The organism is Thiohalocapsa sp., from assembly GCF_019695415.1.
Taxonomy (GTDB): Bacteria; Pseudomonadota; Gammaproteobacteria; order Chromatiales; family Chromatiaceae; genus Thiohalocapsa.
Genome location: NZ_JAIFKJ010000236.1, coordinates 1 through 14,886, shown reverse-complemented (window position 1 = coordinate 14,886; position 14,886 = coordinate 1). Strand labels below are relative to the sequence as shown.

General features: G+C 66.2%; 10 protein-coding genes. 9 read left to right on the top strand and 1 reads right to left on the bottom strand.

The window, feature by feature from the left end:
• From I6U14_RS06760 to I6U14_RS06745, 4 genes are all read left to right on the top strand, one after another.
• Window positions 1-910 (top strand): DUF4139 domain-containing protein (locus tag I6U14_RS06760; RefSeq protein ID WP_296897928.1); only part of this gene is annotated, 910 nt, incomplete at its 5' end.
• Window positions 911-995: 85 nt separating this feature from the next.
• Window positions 996-1,793, top strand: a complete 798-nt coding sequence (locus tag I6U14_RS06755; RefSeq protein ID WP_296897926.1) for a sulfite exporter TauE/SafE family protein — start codon at window positions 996-998, stop codon at window positions 1,791-1,793.
• 87 nt (window positions 1,794-1,880) lie between these two features.
• Entirely contained in the window at window positions 1,881-2,141 is a 261-nt protein-coding gene (locus I6U14_RS06750) for a type II toxin-antitoxin system Phd/YefM family antitoxin (RefSeq protein ID WP_296897924.1), read from the top strand.
• Between the two features lie 9 nt (window positions 2,142-2,150).
• Window positions 2,151-2,420 carry a type II toxin-antitoxin system mRNA interferase toxin, RelE/StbE family gene (locus tag I6U14_RS06745; protein ID WP_296897922.1) on the top strand — a complete coding sequence of 90 codons (270 nt, stop codon included), beginning with the start codon at window positions 2,151-2,153 and terminating at the stop codon, window positions 2,418-2,420.
• Between the two features lie 48 nt (window positions 2,421-2,468).
• Here the strand turns inward: I6U14_RS06745 and I6U14_RS06740 are convergent, their stop codons facing one another.
• Window positions 2,469-3,539, bottom strand: coding sequence for an MBL fold metallo-hydrolase (locus I6U14_RS06740; RefSeq protein ID WP_296897920.1), 1,071 nt, complete (start codon window positions 3,537-3,539; stop codon window positions 2,469-2,471).
• A gap of 102 nt (window positions 3,540-3,641) precedes the next feature.
• Between I6U14_RS06740 and I6U14_RS06735 the strand changes: the two genes are divergently transcribed.
• The 5 genes from I6U14_RS06735 to I6U14_RS06715 all read left to right on the top strand — a co-directional run bounded on the left by I6U14_RS06735 (window position 3,642) and on the right by I6U14_RS06715 (window position 14,713).
• Window positions 3,642-9,107 carry a RecQ family ATP-dependent DNA helicase gene (locus I6U14_RS06735; RefSeq protein ID WP_296897918.1) on the top strand — a complete coding sequence of 1,822 codons (5,466 nt, stop codon included), beginning with the start codon at window positions 3,642-3,644 and terminating at the stop codon, window positions 9,105-9,107.
• Between the two features lie 569 nt (window positions 9,108-9,676).
• Window positions 9,677-11,464: a hypothetical protein gene (locus I6U14_RS06730; RefSeq protein WP_296897917.1), complete on the top strand. Its 1,788-nt coding sequence runs from the start codon at window positions 9,677-9,679 to the stop codon at window positions 11,462-11,464.
• A 284-nt stretch (window positions 11,465-11,748) separates the two neighbouring features.
• Window positions 11,749-13,260, top strand: a complete 1,512-nt coding sequence (locus tag I6U14_RS06725; RefSeq protein ID WP_296897915.1) for a phytoene desaturase — start codon at window positions 11,749-11,751, stop codon at window positions 13,258-13,260.
• Window positions 13,238-14,353, top strand: a complete 1,116-nt coding sequence (locus tag I6U14_RS06720; RefSeq protein WP_296897914.1) for a phytoene/squalene synthase family protein — start codon at window positions 13,238-13,240, stop codon at window positions 14,351-14,353. Before I6U14_RS06725 ends, I6U14_RS06720 begins: the two co-directional genes overlap by 23 nt.
• Window positions 14,354-14,356: 3 nt before the next feature.
• Complete coding sequence (locus I6U14_RS06715; protein ID WP_296897912.1) at window positions 14,357-14,713, top strand: hypothetical protein; 357 nt, start codon at window positions 14,357-14,359, stop codon at window positions 14,711-14,713.
• Window positions 14,714-14,886 lie beyond the last annotated feature (173 nt).

Here is a 14,886-nt window from a genome sequence, read left to right as displayed (position 1 = left end):
GGACAACGCCGCCGGCGGTGAGCGGGAGCTGGAGCTGTCCTATCTCAGCGGTGGTCTCGCCTGGGAAGCCGATTACGTCGGCGAGCTGGCCCCGAATGAGACAAGCCTCGACCTCACCGGCTGGGTCACGCTTACCAATCCAAGCGGCACCAGTTACCAACAAGCCAGGCTCCAGTTGGTGGCCGGCGAGGTCAACATCGCCGACGAGCCGCAGGCGGATATGATGATGATGGAGGCCATGCCGCGAGCCGCCGCGGCGCCGAACATGCGCGAGGAGAGCCTGTTCGAGTACCACCTCTACACCCTGCAGCGCCCCACCACCATCGCCGACAACCAGACCAAGCAGGTGTCGCTGCTGGATGCCCCGGGTGTGACCGTGAACAAGGAGCTCCTGATCCGCGGCAACCCAGGCAGCTACCGTGGCGCCCGCGGGCAGTTGACGGAGGAGATGGACGTGAGCGTCTTTCTGGAGCTCACCAACGACGAGACATCCAACCTCGGCATGCCGCTGCCGGCAGGCACGGTGCGCATCTACAAGCGCGATACCGCGGGCAACGCCCAGTTCGTCGGCGAGGACCGCATCGACCATACGCCGAAGAACGAGACCGTGCGCCTGAAGCTCGGCGAGTCCTTCGACGTCACCGCCGAGCGCAAGCAGACCGCCTTCGATAAGCGCTCCGGCACCGGCCCCTGGCAGTACGAGTTCGACAGCGCCTACGAGATCCGCCTTCGCAACGCCAAGCCCGAGCCGCAACCCGTCACCGTGCAGGAGCGTATTCCTGGGGACTGGAAGATGCTGGAAGAAAGCGCCCCGCATGCCGTCGGCAACGCCAACACCGCCGTGTGGCGGCTCACGGTGCCTGCCGAGGGCGAGACGGTGCTGACCTACCGCGTGCGGGTGAGGTTCTGACGACGTGAAGCCGACCCCAAGCGCGGACGGTCTCGGGTGAAGCCGAGCCGGCGCACAGCCCATCCCCAACCCGTAAGTCACGCACATGGATCCCTTCCAGGACATTGGTCTCGGGCTGGTGCTGCTCACCTTCGCCGCGAGCTTCGCGGCCTGCTTCTTCTCCAGCCTCTCCGGCGGCGGAGCGGGGCTGATCCTGCTGCCGGTTTTGCTCTTCACCGGCCTGCCCTTCATCAACGCACTGGCGAGCCATAAGCTCGCCGTGGGCTTCATCGGCATCGGCTCAACGCTGCGCTATGTGCGCGAGGGGCTCATCGATTGGCGGGTGTTCTGGTGGACGGCGCTGGTGGGGCTGCCCTTCGTTGTGCTCGGCACCCGCTTTGCAGCAGCGGTGCCGGGGGAGGTGATGGAGCCCTTGGTAGGCGGGGTCATCATCGCGATGGTGGGACTCACCCTCGCGCGCAGGGCGGTGCCCAATGTGTTTGAGCCCTCCAACCTGTCACCCAGGCTGCTGCTCATTGGCTCGGCACTGCTGATCCCCGCTGCCTTCTACTCCGGCTGGATCAGCGCCGGCAGCGGCGTGTTTACCACGTTCATCTATCTTTGGCTGCTGCGCTACGACCAGCTCCACGCCACGTCCATGACGCTCGCCGCCAACGGCATCTTCTGGAACGGCGTCGGCGCGGTCGCCCACGTCTTCATGGGGCATGTCATCTGGCCGCTGGCGCCAGGGCTCATCGCCGGTGCGCTGCTCGGCAGCTACCTGGGCGCCAGCTTCGGCATCAGGCGTGGCAATCGCTTTCTCCGGGTCATGTTCCTCGGGACCGCGGCGGTGACCGGGATACTGCTGCTCTGGCCGACGGTGCGGGGCTGGCTCGGCGCCTGAAGGGAGATTCCGCGATGTTGACGGAAATGGCGTCTGGGTCTAATGTCCGTACCAGAACCTGTACGTACTTATCCTCCACCGCCCGCCGTGAGTGCCATCACCGCCACAGACGCCCGCAAGGGCTTCTTCGACTTGATCAAGCGTGTCAACGAGCGCCATGAGGTGTTGCACATCCGTCATCGCCAAGGCGACGCGGTGCTCATGTCCGAGACCGAGTATGAGGGGCTGATGGAGACACTGGCGCTTTTGTCCAGCGCTGAGTTTCGCCGCAGCCTGGCAGCAGCGCAAGCACAGGCGGCTGCGGGCGACACCCGATCCTTTGAAGAGGTCTTCGACGAGCCGCAGTGAGGACGGACCGTGCCGGAGGGACCCAAACGCTACCGCATTCGGTTCACGCGGCAGGCGGAGAAGGATGTCCAAAAGCTTACCCCCAAGGTGAGGGGCAAACTGAAGGACATCCTTCGCAATCGCCTAGCCGTCGATCCCTATTCAGGCAAGCAGCTCGTGGGTCCACTCAAGGGCTATTGGTCCGTGCGGCTTACCTATCAGGACCGCATCGTCTACGCCATCCATGATGACGAGCTCCTGGTGATTGTGCTCCGGGCGCGCACTCACTACGGCGACTGAGCAGCCCCGCGGCTCGGGCTGAATCGCCCGGCACCGCTGCGCTGAAGATCACTCCCCCAGCATCTCCTGCTCAAGCGACAAATAGATGCCGTAGGCGTTGCGCCGATGGGCGGCGTCGAACGCCGGCAGCTTTTGGAAGCGCGACCAATCGGCCGCCTCGTAGGCCTCGGCGAAGGGGACCATTTCGGCCACGGCTGCGGACATCTGCTCGCGGGTGTACTTGAGATAGTCCAGGGTGCGCGAGACGGCTTCGGCGGGCTCGCTGGCGGCCGGGCCATGACCCGGAATCAGCGCATCGATGCCGGTATCGTCCAGGGATTCAAGCACCGTGAGCCAGCGCTTGGTGTCCGCGCTGCCGGTGAAGGGCACCCGGCCCTCGAAGATGATGTCGCCAGAGATCAGCACATTGTCTGGGCTCACCAGCACGGCGAGGTCGCCGTCGGAGTGGGCCGGGCCCAGATAACGGATATCCAGGGTCACATCGCCCAAGCCGATCTCCGTCTGCTCCGTGATCACCACGTCCGGGCTCACCAGCCGGGTGTCCTCGTTGACCCAGGGGTCAAGAGAGAAGCGCCGCTCCTCCAAACGCTCTTCGGCGGCCGGCGAGTCCAGATAGTCCTGGAAGCCGCCGGGGGCGATGATCCTGGCACCCAGATCCTCGAACACCTGCAGACCGTAGATATGGTCCGCATGATAATGCGTGACGATGACAGTCTTGATGGGCGCATCGGAAACGGTGCGGATCTCGTCGATGAAGCGCTTGGCCAGCGACGGCGAGCCGAGCGCGTCCACCACTGCGATGCCGTCGTCGGTGACGATGGCCGCGGCGTTGGAGATGAAGCCCTTGTTGTCGGTGGCGATGCCTGCCATGCCCTGCACGTAGTAGACGTGGTCCGACACCTTGCGCAGTGGCATGTCGATGTCGATGGGAGTGGGCTCGGCGGCGGCGACCTTGCTCATGCCGACGGCGAGTGCTGCGGACAGGCACAGGCAGAAGGCGTACAAAATGCTTTTGGTGTGGGACGAGGCCATTGGCATACCTGGGCTTTGGTGTAGCGGGTCTGATTCTACATGCACCACCAGTACCACCAACTCATCCAGCAGGCCGATGCTGGCCATACGCTGGTCAATGCGGTCCGATCGGCGCAAGAATCCACACAGGTGACCGTCCGATTGCGGCCATCGGTCCGGCAATCGGCTGCCGGAGCAGCGACAACGAACATGGCAGACGACGGAAGGCATACGGAGGGCGGCGCAACGATCGACGACCTGCTCGTCTCCTGGCTCGACCGTGCTCTGCTCCTCGATCTGGAAACTGGGCCCTCAGGCTGCGTCCACAAGATCGGCGCCATTCGGACCGAGCGGGGTGACGTCCGCGAATTCCGCCGCGAGGGCCGTTTCGATCTTGCCTCGGCGCTCCAGGAGCTGACGGAATTCGCCGGCGACGCCGAGACGGTCATCGGCCACAACCTGCTGGGCCATGACCTGCCGACCCTGCGGGCACTGGCGCCGGCGCTCGGGCTGCTCGGGCGGCCCATCGTCGACACCCTCTACCTCTCGCCGCTCGCCTTTCCGCAGAACCCCTACCACCGGCTGGTCAAGAACTACAAGCTGGTGCGCGACAGCTTGGCGGACCCTGTGGCGGACTGCCGGCTGGCGGCGCAGGTGCTACGGGAGCAGTGCGAGGAGCTCGCCAAGCGCCTCGCCGCCGACGAGCGCGAGACGGGGCTGCTGGCCGCGTATCGCTTCTGCTTCCAGGGCGCGACCTTGCTGGAAGACAACCCCACCGGCGGCAACGGCATTGCCTCAGTGTTCCAGCTGCTCGGGGCAGCCTTACCCAAGGTGCAGCAAGTGCGCGATACCCTGCTCGCGCAATGGCAGGGCCGCGCCTGCACCACGGCGGCACCGCGGCTGATCCTGAATCACATCGAGGACATCAAACTGCGCCCGGTGCTCGCCTACGCCGCCGCCTGGCTCACGGTGGCCGGCGGCAACTCGGTGCTGCCGCCCTGGGTGCGCCAGCGCTTTCCGGCCACGGCGAGCCTGCTGAAAGCCCTGCGCGAGCTGCCGTGCGGTGAGCCGGAGTGCGCCTGGTGCCGAGAGACCCATGACCCGGCGACGCAGCTCCGTCGCTGGTTTGGCTTCGACGCCTTCCGCGCGGAGCCGGCGATGCCCGACGGCACGAGCCTGCAACAGGCGGTGGTCACCGACGGCATGGCCGGCATGCCCCTGCTCGCGATCCTGCCCACCGGCGGCGGCAAGTCGCTCTGTTTCCAGCTGCCGGCGCTGGCGCGCTATACGGGCCGCGGGACGCTGACGGTGGTGATCTCGCCGTTGCAGGCGTTGATGAAGGACCAGGTGGACAACCTGGTGCGCAAGACCGGTGCCACCAATGCGGCCGCGCTATACGGGCTCCTCACCCCGCCGGAGCGGGGCGACGTCATGGAGCGGGTGCGCCTGGGCGACGTGGCCATCCTGTACTTGTCGCCGGAGCAGCTGCGCAACCGCTCAGTGGCCAATATGCTGGCGAGCCGGGAGATCGGCTGCTGGGTGTTCGATGAGGCCCACTGCCTGTCCAAGTGGGGCCACGACTTCCGGCCCGATTATCTCTATGCCAGCCGCTTCATCCGCACCCTGGCCGAGCGTCAGCGGGTCTCCATCCCGCCGGTGGCCTGCTTTACGGCAACGGCCAAGCAGGACGTCATTGATGAGATTCTGACGCACTTCCGCAACGAGCTTGGTCTCGCGCTGACCCTGTTCGAGGGCGGCGTGGAGCGGGACAACCTGGCCTTCGAGGTGCAGCTCGCGGGCAAGCACGAGAAGGAGGCGCGTATTCATGCCATTCTGACTGAGCACTTGAAGCGTCCCGCCGCACCCACCGGCTCTGCCATCGTTTACGCCTCCCGCCGCCGGCGCACTGAGGCGCTGGCGGAGCGGCTGCAACGCGAGGGTTGGGCGGTGGAGGCCTTCCACGCTGGCCTCGACGCACCGGAGAAGAAGCGCATCCAGGACGCCTTCGTGGCCGGCGAGCTGGCGGTCATCTGCGCTACCAACGCCTTCGGCATGGGCGTGGACAAGGAGGACGTGCGGCTCGTCATCCACGCGGACATCCCGGCGTCGCTGGAGAACTACATTCAGGAGGCCGGCCGCGCCGGCCGCGACCGCGAGCCCGCCCTCTGCGTGCTGCTCTACGACCAGCAGGACATCGAGGCCCAGTTCGGCATGGAGGCCCTATCCCAGCTCACCCAGCGGGACATCGCCGAGATCCTTCGGGGACTGAAGCGGGCCAAGCCGAACCGCGACGGCGACGTGGTGGTCACCGCCGGCGAGCTGCTGCGCGATGAGGAGCTGCGCCTCGGCTTCGACCCCGAGGCGCGCGACGCCGATACCCGGGTGCGCATCGCCATCTCCTGGCTGGAGCGTGCCGGGCTGGTGCAGCGGGACGAGAACCGCACCGGCGTCTTCCAGGGCCGACCGGCGGTCCCGGACCTGGCCACCGCGGAGCGGAAGATCGCCGGACTGAACCTGTCGGCGGCGCAGGGCGCGCGCTGGCTCGCCATTCTTGAGGTCCTTTTGAACGCGGAGCCGGACGACAGCTTCACCGCGGACGAGCTCGCGCTGCTGCCCGCCTGCAAGGAGCATTCAGGCGCCGACTGGGACCGCGGCCAGACCGCAGCGCAGCGGGTGCTGCGCACGCTGCACGACATGGCCCGGGCCGGGCTGGTGGACGAGGGGCCGCAGCTCAGCGCCTTCGTCCGCCACAAGGTGCGCGACAGCTCCCAGGCCATCCTGGCACGGGTGGTCGCCCTGGAGCGGGCCATGCTGGAGGCGCTGCGCGAGCAGCAACCGGACACCGACCCCGAGGACTGGCTGCACCTGTCCCTGCGGCGGCTCAACCAACACCTGCTGGATGCGGGCCACGCCGACAGCACCCCTGACACCCTGCGTGCTCTGCTCAAGGGTCTGTCGCTGGACGGCCGCGGCCTGGCCGGCGCCCGCGGCAGCCTGGACCTTCTGCAGTTGGACCGCGATCACTACCGGGTGCGTCTGCACCGCGACTGGCCGACGCTCGCCCGAACCGCCGAGCGACGGCGCACCGTGGCCCAGCTGATCCTGAGCACCCTGCTGGCCAAGCTGCCGGCAGACGCCCCGCCTGGCGCCGACCTGCTGCTGCGCTTCGGCACCGACGAGCTGACCCGCGCAATTGCCGGCGATTTGGTGCTCGCAGGCGAGGTCCGGGACCCGCTGGCCGCGGCGGACCGCGGGCTCATGTTCCTGCACGAGCAGGGCGCCATCATCCTGCACGGCGGGCTCGCCGTGTTCCGCTCTGCCATGAGCGTTCGGGTGCTGCCGGAGGCCAAGCGTCGGCGCTACAGCAGGGCTCAGTATCAGCCGCTGGCCCAGCACTACGGCGAGCGGGTGTTCCAGATCCATGTCATGGATCGCTACGCCCGCCTCGGCGCCGAGCAGATCCGCCAGGCGCTGGGGCTGGTAGCGGGGTATTTCTCCCTGGGCAAGGAGGCCTTCGTCCAGCGCTTCTTTGGCGATCAGCGCGAGATGCTCTCCCGCGCCACTACTGCCGAGTCCTTCGTCCGCATCGTCGATGCCCTGCGCAACCCGGCACAGACCGAGATCGTTGCCGCGCCCGAGGACGGCAACCGCCTGGTGCTGGCGGGCCCAGGCGCCGGCAAGACCCGGGTCATCGTGCACCGCTGCGCCTATCTGCTGCGGGTGCTGCGGGTACCTGCGCATCGCATCCTGGTGCTCTGCTTCAATCGGTCCGCTGCGCTGGAATTGCGGCGGCGGCTCGGCGAGCTGGTGGGGGACGCCGCGCGGCCGGTGACGGTGCAGACCTACCACGGCTTTGCGATGCGCTTAACTGGACATTCGTACGCCGAGCGTGCCGCCGACGGCAAGGACAACACCCCGGACTTCGAAAGCGTGCTGAGCGAGGCCGTTGCGCTGCTGGAAGGCCAGAAGGTCCTACCGGGCCTCGACCCAAACGCCGCCCGCGAGCGGCTGCTCGCGGGCTACCGCCACATCCTGGTGGACGAGTACCAAGACATCGATGCCATGCAGTACCGGCTGGTGAGCGCCATCGCCGGCCGCACGCTGGAGCGCAATGGCGACGACGGCCGCCTCACCCTGCTCGCCGTCGGCGACGACGACCAGAACATCTACGCCTTCCGCGGCGCCAGCGTGGAATACATCCGCCGGTTCCGGCAGGACTACGACGCCGAGCTCCACTACTTGAGGGAGAACTACCGCAGCAGCGCGCACATCATCGCTGCCGCCAACGCGCTGATCGCCCACAACCGCGAGCGTATGAAGAAGGATCAGCCCATCCGCATCGACCGCGCCCGGGCGCAGGACCCCGCCGGTGGGCGCTGGCACAAGCTGGACCGCCACGCCCGCGGCCGCGTGCTGGTGCAGCAGGTACCGGACTCGGGCCGGCAGGCGGCGGCCATCGTCGCCCGCATGCAGGCACTACATCGGCTCGGCGGCGGCAGCTGGCGGGACTTCGCGGTGCTCGCCCGCCGGCACGATGTGCTGGCGCCGGTGCGGGCGCTCTGCGAGCACGCGGGCATCCCGGTGCGCCTGTGGGCTGACCTGCCGGGCCTGCACCGCGTCCGCGAGGTCCACACCTTCCTCGCCGCCCTGAAGGTGCGCGGACAGATGCCGCTGACGCCGGCGCAGCTCGAAGACCTGCTGCCTATGCAACCTGGGCCATGGCGCGACCTGCTCGGTGAGCTGATTGCCGATTGGCGCGCGGAGCTGAGGGGTGCCGCGGGCACAGCACCCGGCGGCGATGTTGCGGAGAGTCATGCCGGAGACGCCTGTGCGGAGCCGCTCGAAACAGCGCCGGACGCAGACGGCCTTGCCGCGCCTGCCGCCGACATCGCGGAATTCTGCTGGGAGAGCCTGGGCGAGCAGCGCCGGGAGCGCAGCATTGGCGACGGTGTTCTGCTGGCGACGCTGCACGCCGCCAAGGGTTTGGAGTTTCCGCACGTGCTGATCGCCGACGGTGGCTGGCACGGCGGTACCGGCCTCGAGCAGCTCGAAGACGAGCGCCGCACTTTCTACGTTGGCATGACCCGCGCCCGGGAGACCCTGACGCTGTTTGAGATCTCCGGCAGCGGCCACCCCCACCTGCCGCTGCTGGAGACGACAGTCGCCACAGCGCCCAAGCAAGCGCAGGAGACTACCGGCGACTGGCTGCTGCGGGAAACGCCGACCTTGGCACCGCCGCCGCCGCCCGAGATCATCGCCCGCTGCTACACCCAGCTCACCCCTGCCGACCTGGATCTGAGCTATGCCGGCCGCCAGCCCCTTCAAGCCCCGATCCACCGCCACCTGGCCGCCCTGCAGGCCGGCGATGCGCTCGCCTGGCGCGATGTAGGAGCGTCAGCCGGCAAGCGGCTGCCCGAGAACCGAGCCACCGAAAGCCCGGCGAATCAACACGATGGCAGCCAACTCCTCCTCACAACCTCAGCAGGCCAGGCCGTGGCCCGCCTCTCCAAACGCGCTGCGGTCCACTGGCTGCCTCACAGAGACCGCATCGAGGCCATCCGCATCGTTGCCATGCTCCGCCGCGAGCGCAGCCAAACCGAGCCCCAATACGTCGCCAGCTTGCGCTGCGATGCATGGGAGGTGCCTTTGGTGGAGATTCGGTGGCGGTGCGACTGAACACTCACCGGTCGCCGTGGCGGGCCGTTATCGGCGCAGCAGCTTCATCCAGCTTTGGGCGGCAGATCGTACTCGTCGGCCGGCCAGCTGGCGTAAGCGCTGCGAATCTGCACGCAGCGCAGCCTGATGCATCCCGCCGCCGAGTGGTCTCACGGCCATCGCGCCATCCGGCCCTGAGTGCGGGCGTGACGGCAGTGTAAAATAGGGCCGCCGGCGCGTGGCGTCCGCAATGTTGGTGGGCCTTGCAACCGGTAACCCGACGCTTGTCCAGGTGGGTCTGCGTGCTCGATAGACGACTCTGATCAGCTTGCCGACGCCTGCGCTCGGCTCCCGTCCATCGGGGCGTTGCGCGTGATCGGCAAGACAGTTTCGCGAGACTGTGCCACGATAGCCTCACGAAACTCAGGGGCGGATCACGCCTGAAACCGCACCCCTCAAGGCTTCCAGAGTATGATGTTGCAACTAGAAAACTGGATCTGGGGTCTGGTCTTTGTACTGGCACTTGTTGTTTTCCTGCATGCTGCCTTCGAGCTGACCCGTCGACTCCTGGCGCGCTTTGCGCTGCGGGTTTGCCAAATGCGCGAAGCCCGCGAAGGAGGGTTCATCTGCGAGCTGAAGCGGAAGCTGCACGGGTTCGCAAGCCGATCGCTGTTGCCGCGCGTGCTACTTTTGGTCGGCTCCTTCGCCGTGATGGCTTTCGTTATCGTGGAGCACTCGGCAAAACTCTGACAGCGCCCCCGCCGCACTTCTGGCAACCGTCGGCGGCACGCGCTCGCGTGACGCTTCAGCTAGAACAGCGCCGCGCAATGGCCGTCCGTCGACGGTCCGCGCGCTCGCGCGACCGCCGTGGGCTGTACCGCGCCGAGCGAGCCGTATCTCGTTCGCCCGGCAGCCGCGACCGACCTGGACGTCGAACAGGTATTCTTTTCATGTCCATCACGATGTCGCAATTCCTGAAGTCGCATGGGCTTCAGCGCAATCCCTTCATTGAAGAGGAGGCGCAGAACGACAAGGTCTTCGAGGATCTCGTTAACGAGGCGGGCTACGCTTTCAATCATCAGGCCTGGGATAAGTTCTTCGGTGAGCCCCCGGGGCGCGGTACCTCGATGATCTTCGGCGTCAAAGGCAGCGGCAAGTCCGCGCTGCGCCTTGCGCTCGAAAAGAACATCGCGCATTTCAATCGCGAGCACTCCGAGCGGATCCTGCTCATCAGTTATGACGACTTCAATAGCTTTCTTGAGGCTTTCAAGCGCCGCGGCGATCAGGATCGCAAGCGTGAGACGGCGATTACGCTGAAGGATTTCGGTCTTGCGCAGCACCTCGACGCCATCCTTGTCTGCGGCATGGAAGCGCTGCTCAAGGAGGTCGGTGACGAGAGCATCGCCCTGAACCCGCTGGAGACCTATCAGCGCCATGATCTGATGATGCTGATGGCCTTCTACCTCAGCGGTCCGCCGGATCGGTATCATCGGGTCATGAACGATCTCCGCGGTCAATTGTTGCCGCGGGGTCTGATGGAACGTATGGGGAGCGGCACCAAGGCCGCCTTTGTCGGGCTGTCGACGCTCGGTATCGCCCCGATCCTGCGCCAGGGCTTTTACGGCGCCGTCGCGCGGGCTGCGGCGCGTGAGATCTTGGTGCGCTCGCGCAACCCCAAGGATATCAAGCGCGCGCTGCACGCGATCCCCAGCGGTTATTTGCAGGACCAGGACGTCAAGCGCCGAGGCTGGCGCGACGACGACGACGTCAGGCGCCTGTTCGTCACCAAGTTCATCGACGTCGTGATGACGCTCGGCTACCGGCAGATCGTGGTCGTCATGGACAAGGTCGACGAGCCCTCGCTCATCAACGGTGCCCGTGAGCGTATGGAAGACTTCGTGTGGCCGTTGTGGAATAACCGCATCCTGCAGTTGCATCCGAATTTGAGCTTCAAGATGCTGCTGCCGCGCCAGCTTTACGAGGCGGTCCGTAAGGCAGGCTCCGAGAAGGCGAACGAAGCCCGCTTCGACAAGCAGAAAATCATCTATCCCTTCCGCTGGGGTGACAAGCAGCTCTACGACATGATGTCGGATCGGCTGCGCATTTGTCGGGTCGACCCAAGCCGGCCGTACCCGCTGAATAACTTGTTCGACGAAGCCATGCCGATGCGGGAGATACTGGCCGTGCTCGATCGGCTGCGTCAGCCACGCTTTGTCATGAACTATCTGTATCGGCTGATCGCTGAAACCTGCGCCCAAACCGACAGTGTGGACGACCGCCCGGCGCGTATTCCGCGCGAGGTCTTCTATCAGATCACCGCCACCATTGGTGAGGATATCAAGCAGTACTACCAGACGTTGGGAGAGAGTCCCGAGTAAGCCGCAGCTCGCGGATCTGCGGGGCGTCCTGCCCCGCGCGGGAAGCGTAGACTGACCGGCGTGTCCCGTGCGCGCGCTTCCCGCCAAGCGCAGCGCTGAGCCGAAGGAGCCTGTCTCGTACGCCGAATCGCGGCCGGCTTGACCGTGCACAACTCAGACGGTCGTCGCCTGATGCAACCTATGGTGCAGCGTCCGCGGACGTTGCTATACTGTCAAACATTCTTGACATCAGGCCAGGTTGACACGTGACGACGGTACCCCCGCGCGTTCCCTCCGATTTACCCGTGGCGGCGGCCGCCGCGACGGGCGGTAAGCCTCACGCGGTCGTCGTCGGCAGCGGCTTTGGCGGGCTCGCGGCGGCCATCCGACTGGCGTACCGGGGCTATCACGTCACGGTGCTGGAGAAGCTCGACAAGCCGGGCGGGCGTGCCTATGTGCACGAGCGCGACGGCTTCAAGTTCGACGCGGGGCCGACCATCATCACTGCGCCCTTCTTGTTGGAAGAGCTGTGGGAAATGTGCGGGCGGCGTTTCTCTGACGACATCGACCTGCGCCCGATGGACCCCTTCTATCGGATCCGCTTCGACGACGGGACCACCTTTGACACCAACGCCGACGAGGCCGCCATGCGCGAGCAGGTCGCCAAGCTCTCGCCGGCGGATGTCCCGGGCTATGAGCGCTACCTCGAGGAGAGCCGCAAAATCTTCGAGGTAGGCTTCGTGCAGCTGGGCCATGTGCCCTTCACGCACTGGACGGATATGGCGCGCATCGTGCCGAAGATGATGAAGCTGCAGAGCTACCGCAGCGTCTACGGCCTAGTGTCCAAGTATGTCAAAGACGAGCGCCTGCGTACGGCGCTGTCCTTCCATCCGCTGCTGATCGGCGGCAACCCCTTCTCCGTCAGCTCCATCTACGCGCTCATCTCCTACCTAGAGCGGCACTGGGGCGTGCACTCCGCCATCGGTGGCACCGGGGCCATCGTCGACGGACTGGTCAGCCTGATCGAGGGCCAGGGCAGCTCGATCCGCTGCAATGCAGAAGTCGCTGAGATCACCACCAGCAACCGTAAGGCGACGGGCGTCAAGCTCAAGAGCGGCGAGATGATCGCCGCGGATATCGTCGTCGCCAACTCGGACTTCGCTTGGACGCATAAGCACCTGCTGCCGAGCGTCAAGCGCCGCAAGTGGCCGGACTGGCGGCTCGACGTGTCGCGGTACTCCAATGGTCTGTTCGTCTGGTACTTCGGCACTAAGCGCCAGTACCCAGATGTGCCGCATCACAGCATCCTGCTCGGTCCACGCTACCAGGGTCTGCTCAGCGACATCTTCCATAAGAAGAATCTGGCAGACGACTTCAGCCTGTATTTACATCGGCCGACGGCAACCGACCCGAGTGTGGCGCCGACTGGCTGTGACGCCTTCTACGTGCTGGCCCCGGTGCCGCACCTAGACGGCGATACGGACTGGGTCGAGCGAGCGGAGCCCTACCGCCAGGCTGTCGAAGCTTATCTGGATCGCACCGTGCTGCCGGGGCTCAAGGACAACCTGGCTACGTCGTTGGTAACAACCCCGATCGATTTCCGTGAGCGCCTACTGTCGTACAAAGGCGCCGGATTCAGCCTGGAGCCCGTGCTCTGGCAGAGCGCCTGGCTGCGTCCGCATAACAAGAGCGAGGAAGTGGAGCACCTCTACTTCGTCGGCGCGGGGACGCACCCCGGCGCTGGCGTGCCCGGTGTCATCTCCACCGCCCGCGTACTCGACAAGGTGGTGCCCGATGCTACTGTTTTCGCAAACTGAGCGCTGTTTCGCAGATCCGGCCGACCTCGCCGCCTGCCGGGCGTTATTGAGCAACGGCTCCAAGTCGTTCCACGCCGCGTCCTTCTTCCTGCCCAAGTCCGTGCGTCAGCCGGCCTCGGCGCTGTATGCGTTCTGCCGCATCGCCGACGACGCCATCGACTGCCGCGACGACCAATGTGCTGCGCTGGAAGAGCTGCACGCCCGGCTGGATCGCATCTACGCCGGGGAGCCGGAGCCTCACCCCGTGGACCGCGCCTTCGCCGGCGCCGTCCGCCGTTTCCACATGCCTCGCGAGCTGCCGGAGGCCCTGCTGGACGGTTTTGCGTGGGACGCCGAGGGGCGCAGCTACAACAGCATCTCCGGGGTGCTCGACTACTCCGCCCGGGTCGCCGCCGCCGTGGGCGCCATGATGACCGCGCTGATGGGTGTGCGGTCGCCGACGGTGCTCGCCCGCGCCTGTGATTTGGGCAGCGCGATGCAGCTCACCAACATCTGCCGCGACGTGGGGGAGGACGCGCGCAACGGGCGCATCTATCTCCCGCTCGATTGGCTGCGCGATGCGGGCATCGAGCCGGACGCATTCCTCGCCAAGCCCCGCTTCACGCCTGCCTTAGGCGCAGTGGTGGAACGTGTGCTGCATTTGGCCGAGCAGCTCTACCAGCGCGCCGAGACCGGCATCGCCAGGCTGCCGGTGGGCTGCCGCCCGGGTATCTATGCCGCCCGGCTGCTCTATGCCGAAATCGGCCACGAAGTTGCCCGCAACGGCTATGACTCCGTGTCGCAGCGGGCCGTTGTGCCGCGCGCGCGCAAGATGGCTTTGTTGAGCCAGGCCATTGCCGCAACGCCCTTCCCGGGCGGAGACTGCAACGCGGAACCCTTGGAGGAAAACCGCTTCCTGATCGATGCTGTCGCGGCGGCCCCGGCCTTACCCGGCCGTGATGCTACTGGCCGCCCGCGCATCGGCCAGAAGGTGGTCTGGTTGTTGGACCTGTTCGAAACCCTGGAAGAGCGTGACCGCACGGCTCAGGCGATGGGCCAGTCTATGGAGCGGCTCGGCGGCGACATGCTCTCCGCTACGCGTACTGGAGGCTGACCAATGCGCTACTACCTCGGAGCCGTCTGTTTGGTTATCGGTGTTTGGCTGATTTACATGGCCATCAACCACCGCAAGAAAGTCATTGCCGCCCGCGAGCGCGCCGCCGCCTCTGGCCAAGAGCAAAAGATCGACCCGGCGCTCGCCTCCATGGGCACCGCTATGCTGCCCTTCTACGCGATGTACGGCGCCTTCGCCTCGCTGCTGCTGGTAGGCGGGTATTTCCTCTCCGACCTGAAGCTCTACCTCTCCGTGGTGGACCTCTTCGGCCTCATCGTGCTGGTAGTGGGCTACAGCGTCTTCATGGTCATGAAGACGGCCTACTCCAAGCTCGGCCTGGATATGTCCCAACCCGCTTGAAGCGGCTCCCTTAGACCGGGCAGGCGCCTTGCGCGTCTGCGCTGCACCGCCATTCCGCGAAGCGCCGGCGGTCCGTTAGGGCCCCGGCGTTTTTGTTCGCGGGCCTACCACTTCGCGTCAAGCCCGCGGCGGCCGAGACGCCCGCTCGGGCAGCTCGACGCGCTGCGTCAGCC

What these genes read in the sequence shown, in the direction of transcription:
- I6U14_RS06735 (WP_296897918.1), top strand. Translation starts at nt 3,642, where the DNA reads ATGGCAGACGACGGAAGGCATACGGAGGGCGGCGCAACGATCGACGAC.
- I6U14_RS06715 (WP_296897912.1), top strand. Translation starts at nt 14,357, where the DNA reads ATGCGCTACTACCTCGGAGCCGTCTGTTTGGTTATCGGTGTTTGGCTG.
- I6U14_RS06755 (WP_296897926.1), top strand. Translation starts at nt 996, where the DNA reads ATGGATCCCTTCCAGGACATTGGTCTCGGGCTGGTGCTGCTCACCTTC.
- I6U14_RS06720 (WP_296897914.1), top strand. Translation starts at nt 13,238, where the DNA reads ATGCTACTGTTTTCGCAAACTGAGCGCTGTTTCGCAGATCCGGCCGAC.
- I6U14_RS06740 (WP_296897920.1), bottom strand. Translation starts at nt 3,539, where the DNA reads ATGGCCAGCATCGGCCTGCTGGATGAGTTGGTGGTACTGGTGGTGCAT.